Raw genomic sequence first — 26,785 nt, 5'->3', positions numbered from 1 at the left:
CGACCTGTCCGGGGGCGCCGCTCCGATATGAACTAGAAGGGGCTGAAGACGAACTTGTCGCTGTTGCCGCCGCGCAGGACGCTCTCTGTCTGCTCGCCCAGGTAAGTGCGGCCCGTGATGGCTTCCAGGGCGCCCCACACGGCGCCGAGCGTGAAGGTGCAGCGGCGGTCGCTGCCCTGGGGTTCCCCGGCGGAGCAGACCGTGTCCTGCGTCTCGATGATGACATTCTCGCCGTCGTCGTAGGAGCGGGTCACGGCGGCCAGTCGGGTGCCATCATGGCCGATTGCCGCGTTCAGCAGCGAAGCGATCTGATCGGTGGGTGGGTTGCTGCCGGTCAGGCCCAGTTCCCGCACGAGAGTGTGCCCGCGGACCTTTCCGGCGCGCGTGAAGACCACGGCGGCGCCATCCGCGCCGAGGGTGTCCTCGACACCGACGATCACGGCCTTGAAGCAGACGACAGAACTGAAATCTCCGAGCTGAGAGCGGTAGGTGGGGGCGGTCATGGGGGTCCTCCTGGGGTAGCGGGTGGCGAGCAGGTCACGGAGTTCGGCGGGCAGATCATCCATGCCAGCGGTGGGGCAGACGAGCGGGAATTACAGGATGCCGGCGACGAGTTCGGCCGCGTCGCGGGCTTCCATGTGCAGCAGGCCCAGGTTCACGCCGGGCGGCGTGACGACGGCGAGCACGCCCTTGAGTCCGGCGGCGTAGATGTACACCTGGCCGCTGGCGCCGCCGACGCTCATGTCGGTCAGGCTGCCGGAACCCAGCGTGTCGTTGATGCGTTTGCCCAGGCCCAGGGCAGTGGCGGCCATGGCGGCCACGCGGTTGGCGTCGGTACCCTCGCCCATGGCCTGCGCGATGGGCAGACCGTCGACGGTGGCGACCAGTGCGCCGCGCAGTTCGGGCATGGCGCTGCGGAGGCTGGTGAGGACGGCGTTGAGGCGTTCTTGCTTGCTGATGGTTGCGGTCATGAGGAGCTCCTTGTCGTTCCGGTCAGGCCGGGTGGTGGGTGAGGGTGCGTTCCAGCAGGCACACGAGCAGGTGCCGGGCGTCGTCGGGGCGGGTGGTATTCAGACCAATGACCTGCGTTTCGGGAAGGTCGAAGTACAGTGCAACGTCGGTGGGGTCCCACACGCGCGGCTGGTCCTGCCGGGTCACGCCGATCACGAAGGGGACCGGGACGCGGCTGGTAATGAATTCGAGAATGTTGCGGGCGTGCGTGAAGTCCTGCGGTCGGTCACCGGCGACGAGCAGCACGAGGCCCAGCGCGCCTTCGCAGAGGACTTCCCACATGAAGTTGAAGCGTTCCTGCCCCGGTGTGCCGTACAGGTGAACGTCGTGACCGGCGAGGGCCAGGGTGCCGAAGTCGAAGGCGACGGTGGTGTTGGCCTTGCCGATGTCCTCGCTGGCTTCGGCTTCGGTTGCGAGGACGGGCGTTTCAGACAGGGTCTGTACGAAGGTGGTCTTGCCCGCGCCGACCGGGCCGGAAATCACGAGTTTCAGGGGGGCGTGCGGGTTCAAGCGCGCGCTCCGGTGAGGCGGCGCAGGGCGCCCAGCAGTCGGTTGATGATCGGGGCACTGGCGGTCAGGGTGGGCTGGGCAGCGGGCGCCGGGTCCGTCATGTGCCCAGCCTGGCGCTCTGCCTGACCATTCGCCTGAGTGGTGGGAGGGGTGAGCGATTCGGCGCTACGGACAGGGCCGATGAGCGCGGCGGCGCGCAGGTGATACAGACTGATCTGGAGGTCCTGGATGGTCCGGCCCGTGGCGCGGCTGAGTTCGGTGGCGCTGGCGCCGACGCGCAGATGCGGGGCGAGATCAGTCCAGGTGGCCTGGAGGGCGCCCGGGACAGCCGCGGGGGCCAGCGACTGGAAGCGGGTGTCGGGGTGGGGGCGGCGTTCGGCGGGCACGTCTGCCAGTGGCACGTTCTGAAGTGTTTCCAACAGAGGCAGGACGTAGAGGGTCTGCTCGTTGGAATTCAGGGAGCGCTTCTGGAATTCGAACGCACCGGTCCGCCGGGTGCTGACATCCTGCAGGACCTGGGTCGCCTCGTTGGAGACCGTGACGGGGAAGCCGTCGATGTACAGTGCGAGCAGGTGTCCCTGTAGCAGGGTGAGTTCCAGGGTGCGGCCCTGGTAGGCTTCGTGGAGGTAGAGACTGCCGGTCTGGGGTCTGAGTACCTTCGCCAGATCGGTGAAGGCATGGTGCGCGAGGTCACCGAAGAGGGCCATATCAACTCCTTTCCGTGAGAGAACCTGTTGAGTTGGTCAAGGGTAGGAGAGGACGTAGGAATCGCGGTGATGCTCGGCCCTTATGTGTAAATTCTGGCAATTGTCATTTGACTGATTTCTTACATCCCCGGGTCGCGCTGCCCGGTCCCACCTGAAGTACGTCCTGGACGGTGGGTGCTCCAGCTACACAGGCGCGCCAGCAGTGGACTCGCGACCATCAGTGTTACGCTCGGAACTCAGCACACCGCTGGAGATCTTGCAGATTCCTGACAGACCGCGTGACTCCGTCCGGCACCGGGGCGGCACATGGATTCACCCACACGGCCCGCAGTCCGGCGCGCCGGGCGCCCTGCACGTCCTTCTCCCAGGAGTCCCCCACCATCACGGCCTCCTGTGGCGTGACGGCCAGCGCGGCGCAGGCGGCGTGGTACGCGCGCGGGTCGGGTTTCGCCGCCGGGACCTCCTCGACGCACAGCACCGCGTCCACCAGGGCGGCCAGGCCGAAGTGCGCGAGTTTCAGGGCCTGCACCTCGCGCACGTAGTTCGTCAGGACCGCCAGCCGTAACCCGGCGGCGCGCAGGTCCCGCAGCACGTCCGCCGCGCCGGGCAGGGGCGCCCAGGCGGCGCGGTACGACTCCCGGTACGTGACGGTCGCCGCCTCGCCGTCCGCATCCGGCACGCCCAGTTCGGTCAGGAGGCGCGTGAAGCGCAGCACCCGCGCCTCGTGCGCGGTCAGCTCGCCCCGGAACAGCAGCGGGTCGATGGCGCGGATGTGCGCCGCGTGCCGCGCGAACAACTCGGCGGGCGGGACGCTCAGGCCGGACTGCGCCGCCAGGACACGCAGCCCCGCGTGCGTGCAACTCGTGTCGTCGAACAGCGTGTCGTCCAGGTCGAAAATCACGGCGCGCAGGGGCAGGGTCACCGCCCGACTCTACCCCCCCTGTGCCCTATCCGCCCAGCAGAAGCGGCTGCGTGGGCACCTGCCCGGCCGGGACCAGTCCCGCCGCCGTGATGCCCGCCAGCCGCACGCCCCGCCCCGCGAGCAGCTCCGGCGTCAGCAAACGCGCGGCGGCGCGGGCCAGCTCCGGCGCGGCGTGAACGGGCAGCGGGAGGGTGACCCGGCGCGTCAGGACGCTGCGGTCGTCGAACTTCAGCTTCAGCACCACCGTCCGCGCGGCCAGCCCCGCCCGCTCCAGGCGGCGCTCCACACCCTGCGCCAGCACGGGCAGCCGGGCCGCCACCGCGTCCACGCCGCGCAGATCGTGCCCGTACGTCTCCTCGGTGCCCACGCTGCGGTGCGGGCGGTCCGGCTCGACCGGCCGGTCATCCAGGCCCCGCGCGATCCGCGAGAAGTGCGCGCCGTGTACCCCGAAGCGCGAGGTCAGGGCGGCCGGATCGGCGGCGCGCAGGTCCGCGCCCGTGCGGATGCCCATCCCGGCCAGTTTCGCCGCGGTCGCCGGGCCGATCCCGTGAAAATCCCCAACCGGCAGCGCAGCCAGCAGTTCGTCCACCTGCGCGGGCAAGATCACGGTCAGCCCGTCGGGCTTGTGCAGCCCGCTCGCGAGTTTCGCCAGGAACTTGTTCACGCTCACGCCCGCCGTCGCCGTCAGGCCCGTCCCCGCGCGGATCTGCCGCCGGATCGCCTGCGCAATCCGCGTCGCACTCGGCCCGCCCATCAGGGGCGCCGTCACGTCCAGGTACGCCTCGTCCAGCGACAGTGGCTCCACCAGCGGCGTGAACGCGTGGAACACCGCGCGGATCTGCGCGCTCACCTCCCGGTACGCCTCGAACCTCGGCTCCACCACCACCAGCGCCGGGCAGCGCTCCAGCGCCCGGTACAGCGGCATCGCCGACCGCACTCCGAAGGGCCGCGCCTCGTAACTCGCGGTCAGGACCACCGACCGCCGCCCGCCCCACGCGACCGCCACGGGCCGCCCCCGCAGCCGCGCGTCATCCCGCTGCTCCACCGACGCGTAGAACGCATCCATGTCCACGTGAATGATCTTGCGGAGCGCAGGCACCCGCCCATGCTAGAGCGCAGCGACCGGTGGGGTCAGGGGCGGGTCTGGAAGGCCGAGATCTCCCGGTAGATCAGGTGCCGCGTGCCGTCCACCGGCGACCAGAACCACACCCGGACCGGGTACCCATACCGCCAGTCGAACACGGCCGCCACCTGGAAACAGAAGCTGGGGGCGTCGCGGGCCCTGTCGAGCATGGCCTCCACCTCGCCAAAGAGCCCTTCAATGGGACCTGGGCTGCCCCGCACCGGCGGCCCGGTCAGCACCGTCGTCTCGCTGTTCGTGTCCTGAACCCGGTACAGGGTGAAGGTGTAGCCCGCCGGGGCGGCCCTCTGCCAGCGCAGGTGCGCAGCCTCCAGCGCGTGCCCGGTCCGGGTCAGGCGCTCGTCCTGGCCAGGCGGGCAGCCCTGCGCGCCCGCCACACCCAGCAGGAGGCACAGCGCCGCGCCCGTCCACCTTGCAGCCCACCAACGCCCTGTGCGCATGCGGCAGTCCACCACACCGGTCCGGGTCAGTCGAACTGGATGAAGATGGCCTTGAGGTACTGCGCTTCCGCGAAGGTCGCGTGGTGGTCGGGGGCGTGCTGGCTGGTGTGCAGTTCGCGCCACTTGCGGCCCGAGCGGGTGGCGGCGTCGCGGACGGCGTCCCAGAATTCCTCGGCGGTGACATGCGCGGAGCATGAGGCGCTCAGGAGGATGCCGCCGGGCGCGAGGCGGCGGATGCCGTCGGCGGCGAGTTTCCCGTACGCGCGGATCGCGCCCGCCCGTTCGGTCTCGCGGCGGGCCAGGGAGGGCGGGTCGAGAATCACGAGGTCGAAGTCGCGGTCGGTGTCGGCCAACCACTCGAACACGTCGGCCTGGATGGTCTCGTGCGGGGCGGTCAGTTTCGGGTTCAGGGCGTAGTTGCGCCCCGCGCTGTCCAGCGCGTGCGCGCTGATGTCGAGGCTGACGACATGCGCCGCCCCGCCCCGCGCGGCGTACAGGCTGAAGCCGCCGCTGAACGAGAAGGCGTTCAGGACCCGGCGGCCCCGCGCGTACTTCTCGACGCGGCGGCGGTTGTCACGCTGGTCGAGGAAGAACCCGGTCTTCTGGCCGCGCAGCACCTCCGCCTCGAACGCCAGTCCGGTCTCGTGGAAGACGACGGTGCCGCTTCCGACACTCCCGGCGAGGAGCTGACCGTCGAACAGGCCCTCCTCTCGGGCGCGGGTCTGGATGTTGCGGCTCAGGCGCAGCACCAGCGCGAAGTCCGGGAAGCGCTCGGCGAGGAGGCCCAGGATGCGTTCCAGGTGCGGGAACCACGCGGCGGTGTACAGCTTCACGACCAGCGTGCTCGCGTAGCGGTCCACGACCAGCCCGGGGAAGCCGTCGGATTCGCCGTTCACGACGCGGTACCCGTCGGTGTCCGGGCCGAACAGCGGCGCGCGGCGCAGCAGCGCCTCGTCCAGTCGCGTGGCCCACCACGCGTCGTCCAGCGTGGCGGGGGTGCCCTGGTGCAGCACCCGCACCCGCAGCGGACTGTCCGGGTCGAACAGACCGATCGCCAGGAAGCGGTCGCGGCGGTCGTAGATCACGGCGAGTTCACCCGCTTCGCCGTCACGGTTCTGGGCGCGGAGGCTGGACTCGTACACCCAGGGGTGCCCGGCGCGGACGTGCGCCTCGGCAGCGGGGGACACCCGCAGTCTCAGGCGGGAACGGGTGGGGGGGGCGGCAACATCCGGCATCCCTCCAGGGTATCGCACGGGCCCGAATTGGCGGGAGGGGGCGCGCCCGACTGGACGGCCCCCTTCCCTCTCTGCGCGACTCATACGGATTCCATCTGCTTCGTTGACAGATCGGAACACCACCGGTCTGCCAACTCCACGCCCGGAACCCGCTCCACTCCTTCTCTGCTCCGCAGCTCTACGAGTCGCATCCGCTCGGATTGAACGGTTTTGGCAAACCATTCAACCGGAGTCCGTATCAGGCGGCGGGCGCGTCCCCCTGCGCGCGGGGGGCGAGGGCGCGCAGCACCAGCGGCGCCAGCACGGTCGTCAGAAGGACCATCAGGAGCACCTCGGCGTACACCTGCTTGCCGATCACGCCCGCCGCGAGGCCCAGGCTGGCGACGATCAACCCGACCTCGCCGCGCGGGACCATGCCCACGCCGACCAGCAGCGACTGCCGCCCGCCCATGCTGCGCGCGCCGATCAGGCCGCCCGCGACCTTGCCGATCACGGCCAGTACGGTCAGGATCAGGCCCGCGACGATCACGACCGGGTCACCCAGCACGCCCAGGTCCAGTTGCAAGCCGACGACGACGAAGAACACGGGGGCGAGGAAGGACTCCAGCGCGTGCACCTTCGACTCGAATTCCACCTCGTCCTTCACTTCGGCCAGGACCATGCCCGCCAGGAACGCCCCGATGATCGGCGCGAGGCCCGCCACGGTGCTCAGCGCCGCCACGCCCAGACCCACCACGATCGCCACGTTGAACATGCGCGACAGGCTCAGGTTCTGCAGACGGGGCTGGAAGCGCCGGACGAGCGGGATGCCCACGGCGAGCACCAGCGCCACGAAGCCCACGCTGAGGCCCAGGATCAACGCCACCTGCGCGGCACTCATGCTCTCCCCCGCCCCCAGGCCACTCACGACCGCCAGCAGCGTCAGGCCCAGGATGTCGTCGATGACGGCCGCGCCCAGGATCACCTGCGCGAACCGGGCGTCCAGCACGCCCATCTCCTGCAACACCTTCGCGGTGATGCCCACCGACGTCGCCACCAGGGACGTCCCCACGAACAGCGCACTGACGTTCTCCTGCCCCTGCCACAGCCCGAAACCGAAGCCCAGCGCCAGCGGGAACGCGATACCCAGCACCGCCACCAGCAGCGCCTCCTTGCCCACCGACAGCAGATCCCGGAAGCGGGTCTCCAGGCCCACCATGAACAGCAGGAACACCGCCCCCAGTTCCGCGAGGCTGAGCAGGAACTCATCCGGGCGGACCAGACTCAGCACGCTCGGCCCGATCAGAATCCCGGCCAGCACCTGCCCCACCACCGCCGGAACCCCCAGCTTCGAGGCCACCGTCCCGAACACCGCCGCGGCCAGCACCACCCAGAACAGCCCGAACAGCAGATCCGCCGTTCCCGCCGAACTCGCCGCCAGCGCGCCGCCCGACAGCAGCACGCCCAGCGGCAACGCCGCACGCCAACCCAATCCCTTGAACACCACGATCACCTCCACACCTGAAAGAGCGAAAAGCAAAAGGCATGGAGTCAGGCCAACTTGACCTGACTCCACCCCAGCGGTCTATGGGAACCGCACCCCGCCGCACCGAAGCGACGAACTTGCTTTCCATCCTAAAGGAACAGACCCCGCCTTGATCAGAATCTTAATGTCAGGTGAACAGCGGGGGGGATGCCCAGCATGCGCCACATGAGAGACCGGGGCCACCCTACAGTGACCCTCGTGCAACTCGCCGCTCCCCTCCTGCTCCTGACCGCCACTCTCATGACCGCCTGTGGCGGTGACCAGACCACGAACACCCCGGACACCACCGGCCCACAGCTCACCCTGACCCAGAGCACCTCCAATCAGGACAGTGACGTCACCATCACGGCCAGCGCGACCGACACCAGCGGCGTCAGCAGGGTCGAGTTCTACCAGAAGGGCGTGCTGAAGGACACCGACACCACGGCGCCCTACGAGTACACGGTCAACGTCCTGAACGACAACCGCACCGGCTTCACCGCGAAAGCCTACGACACCAAAGGCAACGTCAGCACCAGCGCCGTGTTCAACGTCACCACACTGAACCAGGGCGTGTGGGAATGGGGCATCTACGACTCTGCGAACACCCTGCTCGACAGTGGTGTCGCCGTGTACGACGACGAGGTCATCGACACCGACGGCAGCGTAGCCCTCGGCGGGTACGCCAACAAAGCCCTGACCCGCACTGGCCTGACCCTGCTGGGCAACATCAGCAGCAAGACGAAACTGGAAACGGCCTTCGAACTGAACTCGAACCTGTACTTCGCCGGTGAGGATCTCGACGGGAAATTCAGCGTCGAGAAGCTGAGCGACGGGAAGTTATACACGGCGTTCATCGGCGGCGGCAGCACCTTCGACGGCAGCAACACTCCCGTCCAGAACGTCGCTATCGTCATGCTTCAGGTGTCCACCGAGGTGCCGCAGATGACCGCCACGCGGACCGCCACCACCATCCAGCGCCTCGCCGCGCAGCGCACCCTGGGAAGCCTGAGCGTCCAGTCCCAGTCCGTGAACGCCGCCGCGATCCTGAACGCCAGCCGGTTCATCAAGCGCTGAACCCGTAACGGAAGCAGGGCACCCCCTTCCCGGCGGGTGCCCTGCTTCCGTGTTCAGGTCAGTCGGCGGCCTGGTCCGCGCCGTACACCTCGATGATCCCGGCGGCGCCCATGCCCCCGCCGATGCACATGGTGATCAGGGCCTTCCCGCCCCCACGGCGCTGCAGTTCGTAAATGGCGGTCGTGGCGAGTTTCGCGCCGCTGCACCCCAGGGGGTGACCCAGGGCGATCGCGCCGCCGTTGACGTTCATGATGTCCTGGTTCAGGCCCAATTCGCGCGCGACGGCGAGGGACTGCGCGGCGAACGCCTCGTTCAGTTCGATCAGGTCGATGTCGTCCAGGGTCAGGCCGGTCTGCGCCAGCACCTTCGGGACGGCCTTCACGGGGCCGATACCCATCAGTTCCGGTTCGACGCCCGCCACGGCGAAGCCGAGGAACTTCGCCAGCGGTTTCACGCCGAGTTCCTGCGCCTTCTCACCGCTCATGATCAGCACGGCGGCCGCGCCGTCACTGAAGGGGCTGCTGTTCGCGGCGCTGACCGAACCGGTCGCCTTGAACGCGGGGCGGACCTTCGCCATGTCCGCGAGGTTCGCGTCCCGGCGGATCAGTTCGTCCTTGTCGAAATTCACGGTCTCGGACTTCATCTTCGTGCCCTTCAGCTTGTCCACGCGGACGGGCACGGGCACGATCTCGGCGTCGAACTTCCCGGCGTCCTGCGCCGCTGCGGCGCGCTGGTGGCTGCGGAACGCGAACGCGTCCTGATCCTCGCGGCTGATGCCGTACTTCGCGGCGACGTTCTCGGCGGTCATGCCCATGCCGATGTACGCGCCGGGACGGGCGTCCACCAGTTCCGGGTTCGGGCTGGGGTTGTGACCGCTCATGGGCACGAAGCTCATGCTCTCCACGCCGCCGGCCAGCATCACGTCCGCCTGCCCCGCCTGAATGGCCGCGGCGGCCATGGCGATGGTCTGCAGGCCGCTGGAGCAGAAGCGGTTCACGGTCACGCCTCCCACGCTGTCGGGCATCCCGGCGCGCAGCGCGGCCAGACGGGCCACGTTCAGGCCCTGCTCCGCCTCGGGAATCGCGCAGCCGAGGTACACGTCCTCGACAATCCCGGCCTCCACACCGGCGCGCTTGACGGCCTCGTTCAGCACCAGCGCCGCGAGATCGTCGGGGCGGGTGTTCGCCAGGGTACCTTTCACGCCACGACCAACGGGCGTCCGGACGGCAGAAACAATAACAGCATCACGCATAGTCGTTACTCCTTACAGATTCCAGGCGTCATAATCGCCAGATAGATATTTTTCGAGGAAGCCAGCCAGAGAGAAGGCAATCTGTATTCGGCTGTCATCTTCATGTCGCCACACGTAGACACTCTGATCAACACAGCTCTTCAAGCGCCTGAAGAAGAAGAGGTCACCGCTGGCATCTTCGCCAAAGAAAAACAGTCCCGTGACAGGCATATACAGCTCGTCCCAGTTCTCAGTGATGGGTCGAGTGTTTCTGACGACGGCATCTTTTGACGGGAAGACAATAGACGAGTACACATCAAGACCATCCGAACAGCGCAGGAAGTCCTCGTACTCCTGGGGGAGTTGAAGCCCAGCGCAGCTGCGGAGATCCTGCAAGTCCATGTCAGTGACAGGTGCCCTCAGAGTCACTCTGTCCGACATGGTCGTCAGTCTCCGCCAGTCGCTCATCCCGCCACCTCTGGCAGGACTTTGCCGATGAAGGTTTCGAGTTGGGCGTCGTACTGTTCGGGGTTGATGTTCCACACGCGGATGTGTTTGCCGCCTTCGACCCGGTGGTATTCGATGAGGTCGGGGCGGGCGGCGGCCAACGCGTCGGCCTGCGCGATGGGGATGGTGCGGTCGCGCGTTCCGTGCCACATGAGGATGGGGAGGTTGAAGCTGGGTGCGGCGCGGATCTGGTCGACGGTGTCGAAGTCCTGGCCGCTGCGGCGCGTCACGACCCACTGAGTGAAGGTGGCGACGTGCCGCGCCAGGAAGGGTGGGAGGCCGAAGCGTTGGCCCTGGGAGAGGATGGTGGCGCGCCAGTCCAGCGCGGGGCAGTCGAGCATGACGCCCGTGACGGGAATGGGGTAGGGCTGGTGCCGTTCGCGCAGGGCGCTGAGGGCGATGTTGCCGCCCATGCTGAACCCGTACAGCACGGCCCGTCTGTACCCGGCCTGTTGCGCCCAGTGCAGGGCGCTGATGACGTCCTCGGCTTCCTGGTCGCCCAGGGTCAGGTAGCCGCTCTCGCTGCGGGGCGCGCCGTGCGCGTTGCGGAACGTGACGAACAGGCTGCCCGCGCCGGTGCGCCGCAGCGCGGGGAGCATCCGCAGCGCCTGGGCGCGCTGTCCGCCGTGCCCGTGGATGACGATCACGACGGCGTCCGCGCGGCCCGGTGCGTCCCCGCTGGGGGGGATGTGCCACGCGGGCATGTCGCCCAGCGGCGTGTGCACGTTCGTGTCCTCGAACTCGACGCCCAGCTGGGCGGGCGTGCCGTTGTACACGAACGTGCTGGCCCACGCGAGCGCGCCGTTGGGCAGCACGCCGCGTTCGTCCTGCACCTCGCGGCGCACCAGGGTGCCGACGACCTTCCGTTCGCCCAGCACCGCGTGCCCCTTGTTCGGGAGCAGCGGCACGATCCCGATGGGACCACGCGAGAGCGTCTCGGCACTGGCGGGCAGGTACACCTCGTTCCCGCGCCGACCCACCGGTACGAACACGCCCTTCACCCAGCGCGTCTTACTCCGCAGGGTGATGTCCGCGCCCACCAGCGCGCCCGCCAGCACCACCCCGGCGTAGGCCAGGGCAGCCCAGCCGAGGGCGCGGCGTTTCCGGACGTTCAGGAGTCGGTCGGTCAGGCGGGTCATGCGGTCATCCTTGCAGAAGGTGCGGGGCGGAGGTGACTTGCTCCTCCCCCTTCAGGGGGGAGGCCGGGTGGGGGTGGCCCGCGGCGCTGCTGGCGCACCCCCTCTCACCCCCTCTGCTTCGCAGCTCTGAGAGTCCGCCCCTGTGGGGCACCTCCCAGGGAGAGGCGGGGCTCAGTTCCTGAGCGGTTTGCCGGTCTTGAGCATGTGCTCGATGCGCTGCTGGGTGCCTTTCTTCCCGAGGAGGGTGAGGAAGGCTTCGCGTTCGAGGTCGAGGAGGTGCTGTTCGCTGACCTTGGCGGTGCGGTTGTTGCCGGTGCCGCCGGACAGGACCTTGGCGAGCTGTTCGGATACGACGAGGTCGTAGTCGGTGATGTAGCCGCCCTGGTGCATGCCGTGCAGGGCGCTCTTGATGGCGCCGATGGCGGCGTCGCCCATGACGGGGATGTCCTGGCGGGGGGTGGGTTGCACGTAGCCGGGGGCCAGGGCGATGACCTGACGTTTGGCGTCACCTAGGATGTGGTTCTTGTTCATGGCGACGGTGTCAGTGTCGCGCAGGAAGCCGAGGTTGCGGGCTTCGAGAGCGCTGGTGCTCACCTTCGCGGTGCCGATGAGTTCGAAGGCGCGCTGCACGGCAGGCAGGAGCGTGGCGCCGAGGCGCTGGCTGGGCTGCTGCATGTCCGTGAAGCGCAGCAGCATTTCCTTGGTGCCGCCGCCGCCGGGGATGAGGCCCACGCCGACTTCCACGAGGCCCATGTACAGTTCGGCGCTGGCGACGACGTGGTCGGCGTGCAGGGTGAACTCGGCGCCGCCGCCGAGCGTCAGGCCGAAGGGCGCGGCGACGGTGGGGTGGGGGCTGAAGCGCAGGCTGGTGGTGACCTGCTGGAACTGCTTGATCATGTCGTCGAGTTCGTCCCACTCGTCCGCCTGGGCCTGCGACAGGATCAGGGGGAGGTTGGCGCCCGCGCTGAAGTTGTCGCCCTGGTTGCCGATGACGAGGCCGTGGTAGCCCATGTCCTGCACGAGTTTGTGGGCGTCCTGCACGGTGCGGAGCTGGTCCTCGCCGAGGGCGTTCATCTTGGCGTGCCATTCGGCCAGGAGGACGCCGTCGCCCAGGTCGACGACGCTGGCCCCGGCGCGTTTCTTGACGATCTTGGTGGCGTCCTTCTTCAGGTCGGTCAGGATGAAGTAGGGGGCCTGGTAGGGGGTGGGCTGACCTTCGGGCGTGACGATCTCGCCGTTCTGGTAGAAGGCGTCGCGGCCACTGGCTTTCATGGCGGCCAGCAGGGGGGGCAGGGTGCGGCCCTCGGCTTCCAGGTTGGCGATGACGGTCTGGACGCCCAGGGTATCCATGGTCTCGAAGGGACCCTGTTCCCAGCCGAAGCCCCACTTCAGGGCGTTGTCGATGTCCTGAAGGCGGTTGCTGACGTTGCCCGCCATCTTGGCGGCGTACCAGAAGCCGTCGTTCATGACGCCGCGCAGGAAGTCGCCTTCCTTGCCTTCGGCGGCGTACAGGGCCTTGACGCGCGCGGCGAGGGGCTGGCCCTTGACGGCTTCGACGGCGGCGACCTTGACCTTGCCCTGGTCCTCGTACTCGAAGGTGTCGAGGTTCAGGTTGAGGATCTTGGTCTTGCCTTTCTCGTCCTTGGTCTTCTTGTAGAAGCCGCTGCCGGTCTTGTCGCCCAGCCACTTCTTCTCCTCGACCAGGGTGCGGAAGGCGGGCGTGAGGGTGAAGTCCTCGTCGTCCGGGGTGGCCTTCCCGAGGTCGTTGGACACGTGGTAGATGATGTCCAGGCCGGACAGGTCGGCGGTGCGGAAGGTGGCGCTGCTGGCGCGGCCCAGGGCGGGGCCGGTCAGCTGGTCGACCTGCGCGGGGGTCAGCCCGGCCTTGACCATGTGGTCCATGGCGCGGACGATGCCGTACACGCCGATGCGGTTGGCGACGAAGCCGGGGACGTCGTTGGCGACGACGATGCCCTTGCCGAGGGTGGTTTCCGCGAATTCGCTGAAGGCCTCGGTGACCTTGGGGTCGGTCTTGGGGGTGGGGATGACTTCCAGCAGGTGCAGGTAGCGGGGCGGGTTGAAGAAGTGCGCGCCCACGAAGCGGCGCTGGAAGTCCTCGCTGCGGCCCTCGATCTGGAGGTGCATGGGGATGCCGCTGGAATTGCTGCTGATGATCGCGGTCTTCTTGGCGACCGCCTCGACCCGCGCCCACAGGTCGCGTTTGGCGTCGAGTTTCTCGATGATCGCCTCGATGATCCAGTCGGCGTCCTTGAGTTTCTTCAGGTCGTCTTCGAGGTTGCCCACCTGGATCAGGGCGGCGCGGGCCGGGTCCATGAACGCGGCGGGGCGGGCTTTCAGGGCGCGCTGCACGCCACTCTTGGCGAGGAAGTTGCGGTCGGGGTTGTCGGGCAGGACGATGTCCAGCAGGGTGACGGGAATCCCGGCGTTGGCGAGCTGGGCGGCGATGGCAGCGCCCATGACGCCTGCGCCGATGACTGCGGCTTTCTGAATCTTCATGCGACCTCCTGCGAGATACCTATAAAATTAGACTCGGTTCAAGTTTAAGACTGCGGCGGGGCGTTTGTCCACCAGCCCCGCAGGCCCGTCAGCGCCCGCCGTCCCGCCACCAGATACGCGGGCCGGCCCTGCTGCACCGCGAACGCCAGATCACCCAGCGCGCGGCACAGCGCGTACCACGCCGCGCGCTCCCACACGGCACCAGACGCCGGGTACACGCTCCGCGCCGCCTGCACCACTGCCCGGTCACCCCAGTGGAGCAGACCCGCCAGATCCCGCGCCGGGTCCCCCAGCGCCGCGTCCGCCCAGTCCAGCACACCCACGAGTCGCCCCGCCGGGTCCAGGTGAACGTGCTCGGCCGCGAAATCCCCGTGAATGGGGACCGGCCCCACCTCCCCCAGGTCGGGCACCGCTTGCACGCGGGCCGCCCAGGTCCCGGCCTCCGGCAGGACACCCGCGTCCGCCGCGACCCTCAGGTCCTCCAGCGCCGCGTCCCGCCAGTCGTGCCCGGTCGGGTCGAGATCCACCCCCAGCCCGGAGCCCTGCGGATTCAGGGCGTGCAGGTCGGCCAGCCAGCCCCCCAGCGCCCCGCCCAGCGCGCCCGGATCGGACAGCGGCTGCCCCAGTGCCGACACGCCGGTCACCCGCCGCGCCACGCTGAAGCCCTCCGGGGCCAGGGGCGCCGGGTCACCCAGGTGCAGCACCTCCGGCAGCGGCGCGCCGGGCAGCCGGGGGGCCAGCCACGCCAGCAGCCGGGCCTCGCGCCGCAGGGCCTCTCCCCCACCCGGCCAGCGGGGCAGGCGCACCACCCGGTCCTGCCCCAGCGCATAGGCGCGGTGGTCGCTGCCCGCACCCAACCATGACACCGCCCCCAGCAGGCTCACCGCGTCCGGCGGGGCGCACAGCAGGGCCGCCACCTGCGCCGGAGTCAGGCTCGGGAGTGCCGGGGCGTTCATGCCGCCAGTCCACCACGCGCGGGTGAGGGGCGCGCTACTTGATGAAGCCTTTCACCACGAACACCAGCGCCAGCCCCGCCAGGGCCAGCAGCGCCGCGCCGCTCAGGCGGCGGTCCGTGCGCCAGCCCGCCGCCGCCACCCACAACGCCGCCAGGACCGGCACGGCCGCCACCCATACCACGCCCACCCAGGAGTAATCCGGCAGCAGCACCCCCACCGCCAGCAGCGCCACGCCCACCCGGAAGCCCAGCGGGTACAGCCACGCGGGCAGCCCGGCCAGTTCGCTGCGGTCGGGTGTCATACGGACTCCGATTGAATGGGCTGCAAAGACCATTCAATCCGAGCGGACGCGAGAAGGAGCAACACGGGTTCCGGACGTGGAGCCAACAATCCGGTGAAGTTCCGGATTGTTGGCGAAATAAACGGAATCCGTATCATTCCCAGTCCGGGTACTGCTCTGGCGCGGTGCCCAGGCTGTCCAGCACGCGGGGCAGGCGCACGCGGGGCGGGGCGTCCTGCAGGCCCTGGTAGGTCACGTCGAACATCCAGTCGTCGCCGTAGTCGAACAGGAACGTCCAGGTGGGTGTGCGTCCGAATGGTTCGGTGACCGGGACGCCCTTCACGCCGCGCTCGACCGTTGCGTCGGTGTCACCCGCCGCGCTGGCCGCTCCGTACAGGTGGAGCATCTGCTCCAGGCCGCCGGGCTGCGTCAGGGCCTCTCGGAAACCGGGCGGCAGGCCGTCCGTTTCGATGTCGTCCAGGTCGAGCAGATCCGCAGCGACGATGTTCAGTTCGGCCTCCACCTCGGCCCGCAGCCGCTCGGGCACGAGTGGCAGCAGTTCCTCGCCCAGGCGGCGGGTCAGGAACGTGGTGGTGTCCGCCATGACCTTGCGGCGGTCCACGACCTCCAGCAGGAGCGAGATCGCCACCTGCGCCTCGCTGGGCGCGGCCGCCTCGCCCAGCATGGGCTGCACGTCGGCGTCGTGGAACAGTTCGTACTTCACGCCCGAGCGGTACGGGTCCTTCCCGTCGAAGAAACCGAAGGCGTGATCGAAATCGAAGTCGAACGCGCCGACGATCCCGGCGGCCAGGGCGTACAGGTCGGCGTCGTGCGGCACGCCCAGCACCCGGTAGGGGGAGCGGCGTTCGCCGGGCACCTTCACGCGGCTGACCACCTTGAACACGTGCATCTGACGGGGGGTTTTCTTCGTCATGTCGGGTCTCCTGCGGGCGTCAGGCCCAGTACTTCCACAGCAGTTGCGTGGCGGTGAAGATCAGCAGCAGGCTGAAGAACAGTTTCAGCTGCGCGGCGGGAATGCGGCTCTGCAGGCTGGCCCCGGCGCGCGCGCCGATCAGGACGCCCAGCGCCACCCCGGCAGCCAGCCGCAGGTCGAGCAGGCCGCCCGCCTGGTACACCAGCGCGTTGCCGACGGCGGTCAGGCCCATGATGAAGGTACTCGTGGCGATGGCCTGCCGGATGGGTACGCCCGCCATGAGGTTCAGGACCGGGACCTGCACAGTGCCGCCGCCGATGCCCAGCAGGCCGCTCATGATGCCCGCGAAGGTCATGGCCGGGGGCACCAGCCGGGAGGGTTCGCGTTCGACCTCCACGCGTTTCAGGCCGCGCAGGAGGGTGTACGCGGAGTACAGCAGCAGCGCCGCGAACACGGTCGCGACCGCGCGCGCCGGGAGGATCAGGCCCAGGAACGACCCGGCGGCCCCGCCGACGATGGTGTACGGCGAGAGCAGGTACCCGGTCCGGGCGCGCACGAGGCCCTGCTGCAGGTAACTGGCGGCGCCGCTCAGGCCCACGGCGAGCACCCCGATCTGGCTGATCGCGACCGCCTGCGCGATCGTGATGTCCCGCCCGAAGTGCGGCAGCAGGAATTCCAGCGCGGGGACGACGACCACGCCGCCCCCCAGGCCCAGGATCGCGCCGAGCACCCCGGCGAGCAGGCCCACGCCGATCACGGCGAGCGTCACGGCGCTGATCACGCGCGGCCCCGCCCGGCGGGCGTGGTCAGGAGGCGGACACGGGTTGAACTCACGTCCCGGAGGCTAACACGGGCGGGTCACTGGCCCGGCGGGTCGGTCCGCAGCGCGTCCGGGAGGGCCGCGGCCTCGCGCAGCTGCCCGCCGCCCCCACGCTTGGCGAGGTACAGGGCGGCGTCCGCGCGACCCAGCAGCGCGTCGGGGGACACGCCGGGTTCCCCCTGCGCCGCGCCGACCGACACGCCCAGCGTCATGTGACCGCCGCGCACGTCGAAGGGGTCCGAGAGCCGCTCGATCAGGCGCGTGGCGACCTGCCGGACCTGCGGGGCGTCCAGGGGCGCGCGGCTGAGCAGCGCGAACTCGTCGCCGCCCAGGCGGGCCGCGTCGAACCAGGGTTCGCCGACCTCGTGGATGCGGCGGGCCACGTCGCGCAGCACGCGGTCCCCGGCGGCGTGCCCGTGCGTGTCGTTCACGGGTTTGAACCCGTCGAGGTCCAGCATGAGCAGGGTGCGCGGCCCGGTCTGGGCCTGCATGAGCTGCCGGAACCCGTCACGGTTGAGCAGGCCGGTCAGGCTGTCGTGCAGCGCGCGGTATTCCATCTCGTCGCGGCTGCCGCGCAGTTGCGCGGCCTGTTCGGCCAGCAGGCGGTTCAGGCGGGTGGTTTCGCTCAGCGTGTACGCCTGCCGGATCATCACGAGCGCGAACACGGTCACGGTGAACCACACGACGCCCCGCCCGCGCAGGTCGAGGCTCAGGCCGTTGAAGATCAGGATCAGGCAGGCGGTGAGCACCGCGAGGTACGGCAGGGTCCGCACGATCAGCGTCACGGCCGCCGGGGTGGGCGCGGCGGGGGCGGACCGCCGGGCGAGCAGCGCGAACCCCACCGCCTGCCCGGTCGTGCCCCAGGTCCACAGCAGGTCGGTCAGGCCGACGGGAATGCGCACGGGGCCGTCGACGAGGTACAGCAGGTCCGCGGCGACGTAGGCCAGCAGGCCCGCCACGAGCGGCCAGGTGGGCGCGCGGTCCACCCGCAGCCGCAGCAGCACCAGGGTCAGGAGGATCACGTCCAGCATGACGTACGACACGTTCACGGACTTGAACAGCAGCGTGGCGCGCGGGTCGGCCAGCAGCGGCACGAGGCCCAGCACCCAGGAGAGTTCCGCGACGACCACGCCGGTGATCAGGCTGTCGAGCACCCATTCGGGCGGGGTCAGGCGCCGCTCACGGGGTGCCGGGCGCGGTCCGGTGCGGGCGGCGCCCAGCAGGAGCGCCACCAGCCCCAGGTAGTACGCGTGGTACAGCGCGTCCCCGACGCCGTAATCGGGGGCGCGCAGGTCCCGCAGGTCGTACGCGGCGACCAGGATGACCTCGGCGCCCGCCAGGAAGGCCAGGCAGGCGGCGGCCCACACCGCCAGCCGCCGGTCGCGCGCGCCGCGGACCGCCTGCCAGCTGGCCAGCGCGGCCAGCGCCGGAACGAACAGGTACAGCCGGTCCGAGACGGTCAGGAGTTCCCCGGCGCGGTGACTGTAGATCAACGACACGCTGTGCGCGGCGGCCAGCAGCAGCAGCGGCACGAACAGGGTGGGCAGCGGGAAGGGGCGCATGGGCGGTCCAGTCCCAGGGTAGCGCGCGGCACTCCGCCGTGGCTTCCGCGCGTTCCCACCCGGTGAGGGGGGCTGCGGGGGTGCCTTCGGGCTTCACGTGATGCCACGTCCGCCGCAGTCGCCCGGTGGCCTCCTGGCCCTTGCGCCCGATTCGCTCGACTGCGGCGCAGCTCTGCGGGTCGCGCGGGGGCGAGGGGACACCGACTCGTGTTCAGGTCGGTTCATCCCGTCTGGCCCGGCCAGGACGGCGTCAGGGCCCGGGGGACCGCAGTGCACGGCCGATCTGACCGGCGGTCGGGGACGCAGCCGGCCAGAGAGCGCACCGGACGGTCCGGGCGCCCGCCACCGCAGATGACCGGGTGATCGATTCATGAAGGTGCGCCGCGCCGGCCGTCAGAGTCTGACAGACCGGCCACGACCCGGCCCGCCCGGTCAGGCGACCACGCGGCCCGCGCGCAGACCGCCCTCGGGCCGCGCCTGGAGCCGTCCCTGCCCGCGGCGCCCGCAGCGGCGTCCCCCGTCCGGCCCGACCCATTCATGAAACCCAGGGCGGACGGCAGGTGGGGAGCCTGTCAGGGGCCCTCCCGTACCGTCAACGCACCACTGGCAGACCCCTGACAGCTCCGGCAGGCCGCCTGCCCCACCCCCGGATTCCTCAGCCCTCACACTCCATCCGGAGGCTCACCCATGAAAGGAACGACCGCCCTTCTGACTGCCGCCCTCAGCCTGCTCAGCGCCGCCATGGCCGCCGGGACCACGCAGGGCACCTCCATCACGAACACCGCGACCCTGACCTACAAGGACGCGCTGAACCAGAACCGGACCGCCAGTTCCAACATCGTGACCGTCACCGTCCGTCAGGTGTACGTGACGACCGTCACGCCCGACGCCGCCGAGGGCAGCATTCCCGCCGGGCGGCAGCTGAGCACCTACGTGGGCGGCACCCGCCAGTACCCGTACACCCTGACCAACGGCGGGAACGGCCCGGACAGCTTCACGCTGAGCTTCACGCAGTCCGGCGCGGACGACTTCAACCCTGGCCTGACGGTGTACCGCGACCTGGACGGCGACGGGAACTTCACCGACGAGGTCACCGCGCCCATCAGCCTCGCGGCGGACGCCAGCGTGAACCTGATGGTCAGGGCCACCGTCCCCAGCGGCCCGCAGGTCGGGGACACCGGGATCTTCGCGCTGGTCGCCACGTCCACCGGGGACACCAGCGTCACCGACACCAACAACTACGCGCAGCTGACCGTCTCCGCCGACGGCCTGCTGGGGGTCACGAACACCGTCTCGCCTGGCGGGACCGCCGTGCCCGGCGCCACCCTGACGTACACCGTGACCGGCACCGTCGCCAGCGGCAACCCGGTCGGCGCGGTCAGCAACGTCGTCACCGTGGACGGCGCCCCCCGCAGCGGCGTGCTGATCACCGACACGCTGAGCAACCTGAACTTCACGGCCCTGAGCAGCGTCAGCGCCACGAACGGCGCGGCGACCGCGCTGTACTCCACCGACGCGGGCAGCACCTGGACCGCCACGAACCCCGGCAGCGGCGTGAACGCCGTGGCCATCCTGGTCGAGGGCAGCGGCAGCTTCCTGCTGGCCGGGAACACCGTGCAGCTGGTGTACACCGCGCAGGTGCCCGCCACCGCCCTGGCGGGCAGCACCGTGGGCGGCAGCGCGGCCGCGCGGTTCGACGGGAACGGCGACGCCGCCACGAACGAACTGCCCGAGACCACCACGCCCGTCGCCGTGAGCACCACGGTCGCCACCGTGACCGGCGGGGCGGTCGGCCCCAGCGCCTTCCCGCAGGCCGGCGCGACCGGCACGTACACGCTGGGCGGCGTGACCATCGCCCGCAGCGGCGACACGCAGGCGACCCAGACGGACATCGTCGCGGGCACCCGCGTGACCTTCCGGCAGACGCTGCGCAACACCGGCAACGCCAGCAACGACTTCACGCTGGCCGTCAGCGGCGCCCCGAGCGGCTGGACCTGCACCGTGAACACCATCGACGGGTCCGACACGCTGGGCACCCTGACGAACCCCGTCACGGTCGCCGCGCTGACCGACTACGCCTTCGCGGTGTCGTGCGCGGTGCCGTTCAGCGCCGCCGGCAGCACGAACGTCGCCCTGACCGTCACCGCCACCCCGGCGGGCGGCAGCGCCGACACGACCACCAGCACCGTCACGGCCGTCACCGCCGCCGGACTGCCGCAACTGGGCAACGGGGACGGCAGCGACGCCACGGCGCCCACCAGCACGAACGTCACGGTGGGCGGCAACCCGGGCGGGAACGCCCTGTTCCGCCTGGAACTCCTGAACGGCGGGCCCGTGGACGAGGCCTTCACCCTGAGCGGCCCGGCGGGCACCGCGTTCTCCCTGGACCTGGACGGCGACGGCGTGATCGACCCGGGCGAGCCGACAGTCACGACCACCACCGCCCTGACGCCCGGCCAGAGCGTCAACCTGATCGCGGCCGTGCCGGTCGCGGCGGGCAGCGCCACCGGCACCAGCGCCGCGGTGTTCACCGCGACCAGCACCCTGGACGCGACCCGCACGAGCAGCGTCACGGACACGCTGCGCGTGGCGGGCCGCAGCGTGACCGTGACCGGCAGCGGCGGCTCGCGCAGCGCGACCACCCCCGCGGACGGGTCGTTCACGCTGTTCGTGCCCGGAGGCTGGACGGGCGTCACGCTGGACTTCTCGGGCGCCGAGACCGTCACGGGCGTCCGGGTGGATGGCGCGGCGACCCTGGCGACCGACGCGCTGGGCAGCGGGGTGCGGCCCGCGACCCTGCCGGTCCCGGCGGGCGCGCCGAGCGTGGTGACGCTGGGCGTCACGGGCCGCCCGGCGCTGAGTCCGGACCGGTCCGGGCGGAGCATCGCGCCGGGCACGCTGCGGTACCTGCACACCCTGAATCCGGGGTCGGTGGGCACGCTGAGCTTCACGAAGACCGGCGCGTTCGGGCGGGCGTTCTACCTGGACAGCGACTGTGACGGCGTGGTGGGGGCCGCCGAGCGCACGCCCGTGACGACCGTGACGGTCGGGGACAGCTGGCCGCGCGCGGCGGACGGCGCCCTGCGAAGCTGCGCGCTGGAGGTCGAGGTGAGCGTCCCCGCGAACGCCGCGTCCGGCACGGCCGAGGCGGCCACCGTGACGGCGCAGCTGGCCTGGGCGGGCAGCGCGGTGACGGACAGCGCCGCCGTGACGGACACGACGACGGTCAGTCCGCCTGCGGCGATCACGAAGACGGTGGAGAACCTCACGGGCGCGCCGGGCGTGGTGGGCACGGCGGCGCTGGCGCGCCCGGGCGACCGGCTGCGTTACTGCCTGAACGTCACGAATCCCGCGCCGGACGGTGTGACGGACCTGACGGTCAGTGACACGCTGACGGGGGCGGCCGGGTACGAGCCGGGCAGCCTGTCGCTGGACGGGGTCGCCCTGACCGACGCGGCCGACACGGACGCCGGGAGCGTGAGTGGCCGGACGGTCACGGTGACGCTGGCGACCCTGACGGCCGGTCAGACCCGGCAGGTGTGTTTCGAGGTGACGGTCCCCTGACCCCGGGGGGCATGGGGGCGCGCAGCCGACCGGTCGAGCCCCGCACCCCGCGCAGCAGAGGCGTTCCGGGCGTGGTCCCGGTGCCTGCGCTGCGCGGGGTGCGGCCCGCTTCATGCAGGCGCGGGGGCTGTGGGGCGGGTGGGTGGCGGGTGGGGCAGGACATTCGTCTCATCATTAATCCAAGCGGTTTACTTAGGATTAAGGGGATGAAACGCACCCTGCTCGCCGTCACCGCCCTGCTGCTCACCGGCACCAGCCTCGCGCAGACCAAGACCCTGACCGTGTACTCCGGCCGCGCCAAGACCTTCGTGGACCCGGTCGTGCAGCAGTTCGAACGCCAGACCGGCATCAAGGTCAACGTCCGCTACGGCACCGACGCGCAGCTCGTCGCCGCCCTGCGCGAGGAAGGCAGCCGCAGCCCCGCCGACGTGTACTGGGGCAACTCGGTGGGTGCGCTGGGCGAACTGGCCGAGGAAGGCAAGTTCAGCAAGCTGGGCGCCGCCCTGACCCGCAACGTCAGTGACGACTACCTGCCCGACAGCCGCACCTGGCTGCCCACCACTGTCCGCTTCCGCACGCTGGCGTACAACACGGGCAAGATCAAGCCGGATCAGCTGCCCGACTCGATCATGGACCTGCCCAAGATGACCAGCCTCAAGGGCCGCATCGGCTGGACGGTCAGCTACCCCAGCTTCCAGGACTTCCTGGGCGTGATGATCGCGCAGCAGGGCGAGCAGAAGACCCGCGCCTGGATCGAGGGCATGAAGGCCCTGCAGCCCAAGGACTACAAGACCAGCAACGTGGGCATGCTCGAGGCCATGCGCGCCGGTGAGATCGACGTGGCCCTGACCAACCACTACTACATCCAGCGCGTGAACCGCCTGAGCTACCCGATCGACACGTACTTCTTCAAGAACGGCGACATCGGCAACCTGGGCAACGCCACGGGCGCGGGCATCCTGAAGACCAGCAAGAACCAGGGCAATGCCGCGCGCTTCCTGAGCGCCCTGGTCGCCAGGGACGCCCAGACGTTCTTCCTGAGCGTGAACTTCGAGTACCCCGTGACCTCGAACATCCTGCAGCCCACGACCATGCTGCCCTACGCGGACGTGATCAAGCGCAGCCCCAAGGTGGACCCCACCGTCATGCCGAAGAACATCGAGAAGGCGCAGAAACTCCTGCGTGACGCCGGACTGCTGTAAGCCCCGTCCGGTCAGGCCGCCGCCCCGCTTGGCAGGGGTGGCGGCCTGCTCATGGTCCGGGGACACCCGACCCGAAACCCGAGTAAACCGCTCTGCTATCGTGACGGGGCTGCCCGCGTGGGCGCACCCCACCCATGACCCGACGACGCCCGCCCCTCGCCCTGCTGCTGCCCGCCCTGCTGACCGTGGCGGGCGTCCTGCTACCCCTGATGTACCTCCTGATCCGCGCGCTGGGCGCCGAGGGCACCGAACTGCGCGAGATCGTCTTCCGCACCCGCAACCTTGAACTGCTCGCCAACACGCTGCTGCTGACGGCCAGCACGCTGGTCACGACCACGCTGGTCGCCCTGCCGCTGGCGTACCTCGCGGCGCGCACCGACCTGCGCCCCCGCCGCGCGCTGATGCTGGCCGGCGTGCTGCCCCTGGCGATTCCCGGGTACGTGGGCGCGTACGCCATGATCGCCGCGAGCGGCCCCGGCGGCACCATCGAGGCGCTGACCGGTCTCGACTGGCCCGGCCCCAGCGGCTTTACGGGTGCGCTGGGCATCCTGACGCTGTTCACGTTCCCGTACCTGTTCCTGAACCTGCACGCCGCGCTGCGCGCCCAGGACCCCGCCCTGGAGGACGCCGCCCGCCTGCTGGGCCGCACGCCCGCGCAGACGTTCCGCGAGGTGACCCTCCCGTACCTGCGGCCCGCGTGGCTGTCCGGCGCGCTGCTGATCGCCCTGCACGTCCTGGGGGACTTCAGCGTGGTCAGCCTGATGCGCTACCCCACCTTCAGCGCCGCGATCTACCAGCAGTACACCGCCGCGTACGACCGGGTGTACTCCGCGTGGCTGGCGCTGGGCCTGCTGCTCGTGACCGGCGCGGCCCTGCTGCTGGAGGCGCGGCTGATGCGCGGCCTGCACCTCGCGCGGGTCAGTCCCGGCGGGGCGCGCGAGGTCCGCACCACCCGCCTGGGCCGCGCCCGGCCCCTGGCGTGGGCGTTCGTGGCGGCCCTGGTCGGCGCGGCGCTGATCGTCCCGCTGGGCACCATCGGGTACTGGCTGCGCCTGGAAACGAACCCCTTCGCGTGGGCCAGCCTGTTGGACGCCCTGAAGAGCGCGCTGGGTGCGGCCGCCATCGCCGCCGTGACCACCACCGCGCTGGCGTTCCCGCTGGCGTACATCGGCAGCCGCGCGCAGGGGCGACTGGCGCGCTTCACGGAACGCGCCGCGTACCTCGGGTACGCCACGCCCCCCCTGGCATTCGCGCTGGCGCTGGTGTTCTTCAGCCTGAAAGTCGCCCCGCCGCTGTACCAGACCTTCCCGCTGCTGATCCTCGCGTACACCCTGCACTTCGTCGCCGAGGCCGTCGGCCCGATCCGCACCAGCTTAAGCACCGCCACGCCCCGCCTGGAGGAAGCCGCGCGGCTCCTCGGGCAGACCAGCCGGGGCGCGCTGGCCCGCGTCACGCTGCCCCTCATCCGCCCCGGGCTGCTCGTCAGCGCCGCGTTCGTGTTCCTGAGCGTCCTGAAGGAACTCCCGCTGACGCTGCTGCTCGCCCCCATCGGCTTCGAGACGCTGGCCCGCAACGTCTGGGCGTACACCGAGGAAGCCCAGTACGCCGCCGCCGCCCCCTACGCCCTGGCGCTGGCCCTGAGCGGCGCGGTCCTGACCCTGCTCATCCTGCGCCGCGAACGCCGCCCCGCCCCCAGACCACCCCGCCCCCCCAAGGAACAGGCATGACCCCGATCCTCCAGCTCGACCACCTCAGCAAACGCTACGCCCCCGGCCACCCGCCGGTCGTGAACGACCTGAACCTCAGCGTCAGCGCCGGGGAACTCCTGACCCTGCTCGGCCCCTCCGGCTGCGGCAAGACCACCACCCTGCGCCTCATCGCGGGCCTCGAACAGCCCGACAGCGGCGACGTCCTCATCGGGGGGCGCAACGTGACCACCCCCTTCGCGCCCCCCGAACGGCGCGGCGTGGGCCTCGTCTTCCAGGACTACGCCCTGTTCCCGCACCTGAGCGTCCTGGGGAACGTCCTGTTCGGCCTCTCGCACCTGCCCCGCGCCCAGCGCCTCCCGCGCGCCCGCGAGACCCTCGCGCTGGTCGGCCTGACCGTCTTCGAGAGCCGCCGCCCGCACGAACTCAGCGGCGGACAGCAGCAGCGCGTCGCCCTGGCCCGCGCCCTCGCGCCGCGCCCCACCCTGCTGCTGCTGGACGAACCGTTCAGCAACCTCGACGCGCAGCTCAGGCACGCCACCCGCCAGGAAATCCGCAGCATCCTGCGCGCCGCAGGCACCACCGCCATCCTCGTCACGCACGACCAGGAAGAGGCGCTGGCGTTCAGCGACCGCATCGTCCTCATGCGCGCCGGACAGGCCGAACAGATCGGCACCCCGCACGACGTGTACACCCAACCCCGCACCGCGTTCGTCGCGAACTTCCTGGGCCGCAGCAACCTGCTCTCCGGCACCGCCGACCGCCACATGGCCCGCACCGCGCTGGGCATCATCCCCCTGCAGGAAGCCCGCAGCGGCCCCGTCCTCGTCAGCGTCCGCCCCGAACACCTGCGCTTCACCGACGACCCCGCCGCGCCCGAGGTCACCATCCAGGCCCGCGAATTCAAGGGCCACGACATCACGTACACCGTCACCCTCGACGGGAACCGGCAGGAACTCCTCGTGCACGGCCCCAGCGACGACCTGCGCCCCGAAGGCAGCCGCGCGCGCCTGAGCGTCACCCAGCCCGCCCGGCCCGTGCAGTGAGGACAGGCAAACCACCGCCGCCACCAGGGCAGGATATCCACAAGGGGCAGTGTGAAGCTGGGCCGTGAGCCTGTCGGACTTGGTGCGCCCAGGGTAATGAACTAGTACTTTATCCGACTCTCTAAAGGTTTTAGCAACGCGGAACCAAGGCGTTTGAATCCTTCCAATATAACTTCAGGTCGATCAGAGGCAATCAAATGACCAGATCGCACGTAATATGATAATCCAGTAGATTGACCGACTAATTTCACCGTGGATAGAAGTGAAGTTTATCCATTTGAGGCCGGACTATTACTGAATTCAAGCACCATTTTTACGTGTTCTGCATATGGGCCTTCAGGACTTACAAGCAGGCATTCCAATGCCGTTGATGTAGGGACCATTGATGCAAACGGGTACTCACTTTGCAGATACTTTTCAATCTCGGATTTGCGGCCACCGTTGAGGTCTACAACCTCGGTGGTGCAGAAGGTGAGACCGTCAAAGGTCCGGATTGTCTCACCCGTACTGCTCAATCCAAAGAGGACCAGAGCAAATAGTCGCTTCATAGTCTTATTCTGCATTTTTGATGGCACCGATGAACGCGCAGAAAACCCGACAGATTTCAGCGTTGCTCACGGGTTGGTCACGCGCCCCTCTGGGGGAATCAGGGACAAAAAGAAAACCGCGCACTCGGCGCGGTTTCTTATGGTGGAGGCTTGGGGATTCGAACCCCAGACCCTCCGCTTGCAAAGCGGATGCTCTCCCGCTGAGCTAAGCCCCCTCAGCGCCCGG

General features: G+C 69.8%; 24 protein-coding genes and 1 tRNA gene. 5 read left to right on the top strand and 20 right to left on the bottom strand.

Annotated elements, in window-relative coordinates; translation table 11 throughout:
- Positions 1 to 32 precede the first annotated feature (32 nt).
- From DEIGR_RS04845 to DEIGR_RS04805, 9 genes are all read right to left on the bottom strand, one after another.
- Complete coding sequence (locus DEIGR_RS04845) at positions 33 to 503, bottom strand: hypothetical protein (RefSeq protein ID WP_058978537.1); 471 nt, start codon at positions 501 to 503, stop codon at positions 33 to 35.
- A 90-nt stretch (positions 504 to 593) separates the two neighbouring features.
- Entirely contained in the window at positions 594 to 971 is a 378-nt protein-coding gene (locus tag DEIGR_RS04840) for a roadblock/LC7 domain-containing protein (RefSeq protein ID WP_058975757.1), read from the bottom strand.
- A gap of 22 nt (positions 972 to 993) precedes the next feature.
- Entirely contained in the window at positions 994 to 1,521 is a 528-nt protein-coding gene (locus tag DEIGR_RS04835) for a GTP-binding protein (RefSeq protein ID WP_058975755.1), read from the bottom strand.
- Complete coding sequence (locus DEIGR_RS04830; protein WP_058975754.1) at positions 1,518 to 2,228, bottom strand: hypothetical protein; 711 nt, start codon at positions 2,226 to 2,228, stop codon at positions 1,518 to 1,520. Before DEIGR_RS04830 ends, DEIGR_RS04835 begins: the two co-directional genes overlap by 4 nt.
- A gap of 223 nt (positions 2,229 to 2,451) precedes the next feature.
- A complete protein-coding gene (locus tag DEIGR_RS04825; protein ID WP_058975752.1) occupies positions 2,452 to 3,150 on the bottom strand; it encodes an HAD family hydrolase in 699 nt (232 codons plus the stop codon).
- 25 nt (positions 3,151 to 3,175) lie between these two features.
- A complete protein-coding gene (gene dinB, locus DEIGR_RS04820; protein ID WP_236704655.1) occupies positions 3,176 to 4,249 on the bottom strand; it encodes a DNA polymerase IV in 1,074 nt (357 codons plus the stop codon).
- A gap of 32 nt (positions 4,250 to 4,281) precedes the next feature.
- The gene (locus DEIGR_RS04815; protein WP_058975750.1) at positions 4,282 to 4,731 is read right to left on the bottom strand and encodes a hypothetical protein; all 450 of its coding nucleotides are present in this window, start codon (positions 4,729 to 4,731) and stop codon (positions 4,282 to 4,284) included.
- A gap of 26 nt (positions 4,732 to 4,757) precedes the next feature.
- On the bottom strand, positions 4,758 to 5,966 hold the full coding sequence (locus DEIGR_RS04810) for a 23S rRNA (cytosine(2499)-C(5))-methyltransferase (RefSeq protein WP_058975745.1): 1,209 nt from the start codon (positions 5,964 to 5,966) through the stop codon (positions 4,758 to 4,760).
- Between the two features lie 238 nt (positions 5,967 to 6,204).
- The gene (locus DEIGR_RS04805) at positions 6,205 to 7,458 is read right to left on the bottom strand and encodes a cation:proton antiporter (RefSeq protein WP_201785745.1); all 1,254 of its coding nucleotides are present in this window, start codon (positions 7,456 to 7,458) and stop codon (positions 6,205 to 6,207) included.
- Between the two features lie 231 nt (positions 7,459 to 7,689).
- On the opposite strand from DEIGR_RS04805, the gene DEIGR_RS04800 reads away from it, so the two are divergent.
- Positions 7,690 to 8,547 (top strand): Ig-like domain-containing protein, encoded by an 858-nt coding sequence (locus tag DEIGR_RS04800; RefSeq protein ID WP_058975743.1) that lies wholly within the window; start codon positions 7,690 to 7,692, stop codon positions 8,545 to 8,547.
- Positions 8,548 to 8,605: 58 nt separating this feature from the next.
- Here the strand turns inward: DEIGR_RS04800 and DEIGR_RS04795 are convergent, their stop codons facing one another.
- From DEIGR_RS04795 to DEIGR_RS04755, 9 genes are all read right to left on the bottom strand, one after another.
- Positions 8,606 to 9,799 carry a thiolase family protein gene (locus DEIGR_RS04795; protein WP_058975741.1) on the bottom strand — a complete coding sequence of 398 codons (1,194 nt, stop codon included), beginning with the start codon at positions 9,797 to 9,799 and terminating at the stop codon, positions 8,606 to 8,608.
- 12 nt (positions 9,800 to 9,811) lie between these two features.
- On the bottom strand, positions 9,812 to 10,180 hold the full coding sequence (locus DEIGR_RS04790; RefSeq protein WP_160329913.1) for an SMI1/KNR4 family protein: 369 nt from the start codon (positions 10,178 to 10,180) through the stop codon (positions 9,812 to 9,814).
- 62 nt (positions 10,181 to 10,242) lie between these two features.
- Positions 10,243 to 11,424 (bottom strand): alpha/beta hydrolase, encoded by a 1,182-nt coding sequence (locus DEIGR_RS04785; protein ID WP_058975730.1) that lies wholly within the window; start codon positions 11,422 to 11,424, stop codon positions 10,243 to 10,245.
- A 171-nt stretch (positions 11,425 to 11,595) separates the two neighbouring features.
- Positions 11,596 to 13,941, bottom strand: a complete 2,346-nt coding sequence (locus DEIGR_RS04780; protein WP_058975728.1) for a 3-hydroxyacyl-CoA dehydrogenase/enoyl-CoA hydratase family protein — start codon at positions 13,939 to 13,941, stop codon at positions 11,596 to 11,598.
- Between the two features lie 44 nt (positions 13,942 to 13,985).
- Entirely contained in the window at positions 13,986 to 14,897 is a 912-nt protein-coding gene (locus DEIGR_RS04775; protein WP_058975726.1) for a phosphotransferase, read from the bottom strand.
- 34 nt (positions 14,898 to 14,931) lie between these two features.
- Complete coding sequence (locus DEIGR_RS04770; RefSeq protein WP_058975724.1) at positions 14,932 to 15,198, bottom strand: hypothetical protein; 267 nt, start codon at positions 15,196 to 15,198, stop codon at positions 14,932 to 14,934.
- Positions 15,199 to 15,331: 133 nt separating this feature from the next.
- A complete protein-coding gene (locus DEIGR_RS04765) occupies positions 15,332 to 16,111 on the bottom strand; it encodes a hypothetical protein (protein WP_058975722.1) in 780 nt (259 codons plus the stop codon).
- A gap of 19 nt (positions 16,112 to 16,130) precedes the next feature.
- Entirely contained in the window at positions 16,131 to 16,892 is a 762-nt protein-coding gene (locus tag DEIGR_RS04760) for a sulfite exporter TauE/SafE family protein (protein WP_058975720.1), read from the bottom strand.
- Positions 16,893 to 16,969: 77 nt separating this feature from the next.
- Positions 16,970 to 18,493 carry a GGDEF domain-containing protein gene (locus DEIGR_RS04755; RefSeq protein WP_058975718.1) on the bottom strand — a complete coding sequence of 508 codons (1,524 nt, stop codon included), beginning with the start codon at positions 18,491 to 18,493 and terminating at the stop codon, positions 16,970 to 16,972.
- A gap of 687 nt (positions 18,494 to 19,180) precedes the next feature.
- On the opposite strand from DEIGR_RS04755, the gene DEIGR_RS04750 reads away from it, so the two are divergent.
- The 4 genes from DEIGR_RS04750 (at position 19,181) to DEIGR_RS04735 (ending at position 26,011) form a co-directional block, all read left to right on the top strand.
- On the top strand, positions 19,181 to 22,057 hold the full coding sequence (locus DEIGR_RS04750; RefSeq protein WP_058975716.1) for a beta strand repeat-containing protein: 2,877 nt from the start codon (positions 19,181 to 19,183) through the stop codon (positions 22,055 to 22,057).
- 206 nt (positions 22,058 to 22,263) lie between these two features.
- Positions 22,264 to 23,259, top strand: a complete 996-nt coding sequence (locus DEIGR_RS04745) for an extracellular solute-binding protein (protein ID WP_058975714.1) — start codon at positions 22,264 to 22,266, stop codon at positions 23,257 to 23,259.
- 134 nt (positions 23,260 to 23,393) lie between these two features.
- The gene (locus tag DEIGR_RS04740; protein WP_058975712.1) at positions 23,394 to 24,986 is read left to right on the top strand and encodes an ABC transporter permease; all 1,593 of its coding nucleotides are present in this window, start codon (positions 23,394 to 23,396) and stop codon (positions 24,984 to 24,986) included.
- Positions 24,983 to 26,011 carry an ABC transporter ATP-binding protein gene (locus DEIGR_RS04735; protein WP_058975710.1) on the top strand — a complete coding sequence of 343 codons (1,029 nt, stop codon included), beginning with the start codon at positions 24,983 to 24,985 and terminating at the stop codon, positions 26,009 to 26,011. The genes DEIGR_RS04740 and DEIGR_RS04735 overlap by 4 nt, the downstream gene beginning before the upstream one ends.
- 269 nt (positions 26,012 to 26,280) lie before the next feature.
- Here the strand turns inward: DEIGR_RS04735 and DEIGR_RS20305 are convergent, their stop codons facing one another.
- Both DEIGR_RS20305 and DEIGR_RS04730 read right to left on the bottom strand, forming a co-directional pair.
- Entirely contained in the window at positions 26,281 to 26,559 is a 279-nt protein-coding gene (locus tag DEIGR_RS20305) for a hypothetical protein (RefSeq protein WP_153013634.1), read from the bottom strand.
- 140 nt (positions 26,560 to 26,699) lie between these two features.
- A tRNA-Ala gene (locus DEIGR_RS04730) sits at positions 26,700 to 26,774 on the bottom strand.
- Positions 26,775 to 26,785 lie beyond the last annotated feature (11 nt).

The organism is Deinococcus grandis (assembly GCF_001485435.1).
GTDB lineage: Bacteria > Deinococcota > Deinococci > Deinococcales > Deinococcaceae > Deinococcus > Deinococcus grandis.
The sequence above is the reverse complement of the archived record's forward strand: the minus strand, read 5'-3'. Positions and strand labels throughout refer to the sequence as shown.

Bases quoted from the DNA above. Each gene is read 5' to 3' on its own strand.
- DEIGR_RS04845 (WP_058978537.1), bottom strand. From the start codon at position 503: ATGACCGCCCCCACCTACCGCTCTCAGCTCGGAGATTTCAGTTCTGTC.
- DEIGR_RS04840 (WP_058975757.1), bottom strand. From the start codon at position 971: ATGACCGCAACCATCAGCAAGCAAGAACGCCTCAACGCCGTCCTCACC.
- DEIGR_RS04830 (WP_058975754.1), bottom strand. From the start codon at position 2,228: ATGGCCCTCTTCGGTGACCTCGCGCACCATGCCTTCACCGATCTGGCG.
- DEIGR_RS04815 (WP_058975750.1), bottom strand. From the start codon at position 4,731: ATGCGCACAGGGCGTTGGTGGGCTGCAAGGTGGACGGGCGCGGCGCTG.
- DEIGR_RS04810 (WP_058975745.1), bottom strand. From the start codon at position 5,966: ATGCCGGATGTTGCCGCCCCCCCCACCCGTTCCCGCCTGAGACTGCGG.
- DEIGR_RS04795 (WP_058975741.1), bottom strand. From the start codon at position 9,799: ATGCGTGATGCTGTTATTGTTTCTGCCGTCCGGACGCCCGTTGGTCGT.
- DEIGR_RS04790 (WP_160329913.1), bottom strand. From the start codon at position 10,180: ATGGACTTGCAGGATCTCCGCAGCTGCGCTGGGCTTCAACTCCCCCAG.
- DEIGR_RS04785 (WP_058975730.1), bottom strand. From the start codon at position 11,424: ATGACCCGCCTGACCGACCGACTCCTGAACGTCCGGAAACGCCGCGCC.
- DEIGR_RS04780 (WP_058975728.1), bottom strand. From the start codon at position 13,941: ATGAAGATTCAGAAAGCCGCAGTCATCGGCGCAGGCGTCATGGGCGCT.
- DEIGR_RS04775 (WP_058975726.1), bottom strand. From the start codon at position 14,897: ATGAACGCCCCGGCACTCCCGAGCCTGACTCCGGCGCAGGTGGCGGCC.
- DEIGR_RS04770 (WP_058975724.1), bottom strand. From the start codon at position 15,198: ATGACACCCGACCGCAGCGAACTGGCCGGGCTGCCCGCGTGGCTGTAC.
- DEIGR_RS04765 (WP_058975722.1), bottom strand. From the start codon at position 16,111: ATGACGAAGAAAACCCCCCGTCAGATGCACGTGTTCAAGGTGGTCAGC.
- DEIGR_RS04755 (WP_058975718.1), bottom strand. From the start codon at position 18,493: ATGCGCCCCTTCCCGCTGCCCACCCTGTTCGTGCCGCTGCTGCTGCTG.
- DEIGR_RS04750 (WP_058975716.1), top strand. From the start codon at position 19,181: ATGAAAGGAACGACCGCCCTTCTGACTGCCGCCCTCAGCCTGCTCAGC.
- DEIGR_RS04745 (WP_058975714.1), top strand. From the start codon at position 22,264: ATGAAACGCACCCTGCTCGCCGTCACCGCCCTGCTGCTCACCGGCACC.
- DEIGR_RS04740 (WP_058975712.1), top strand. From the start codon at position 23,394: ATGACCCGACGACGCCCGCCCCTCGCCCTGCTGCTGCCCGCCCTGCTG.
- DEIGR_RS04735 (WP_058975710.1), top strand. From the start codon at position 24,983: ATGACCCCGATCCTCCAGCTCGACCACCTCAGCAAACGCTACGCCCCC.
- DEIGR_RS20305 (WP_153013634.1), bottom strand. From the start codon at position 26,559: ATGAAGCGACTATTTGCTCTGGTCCTCTTTGGATTGAGCAGTACGGGT.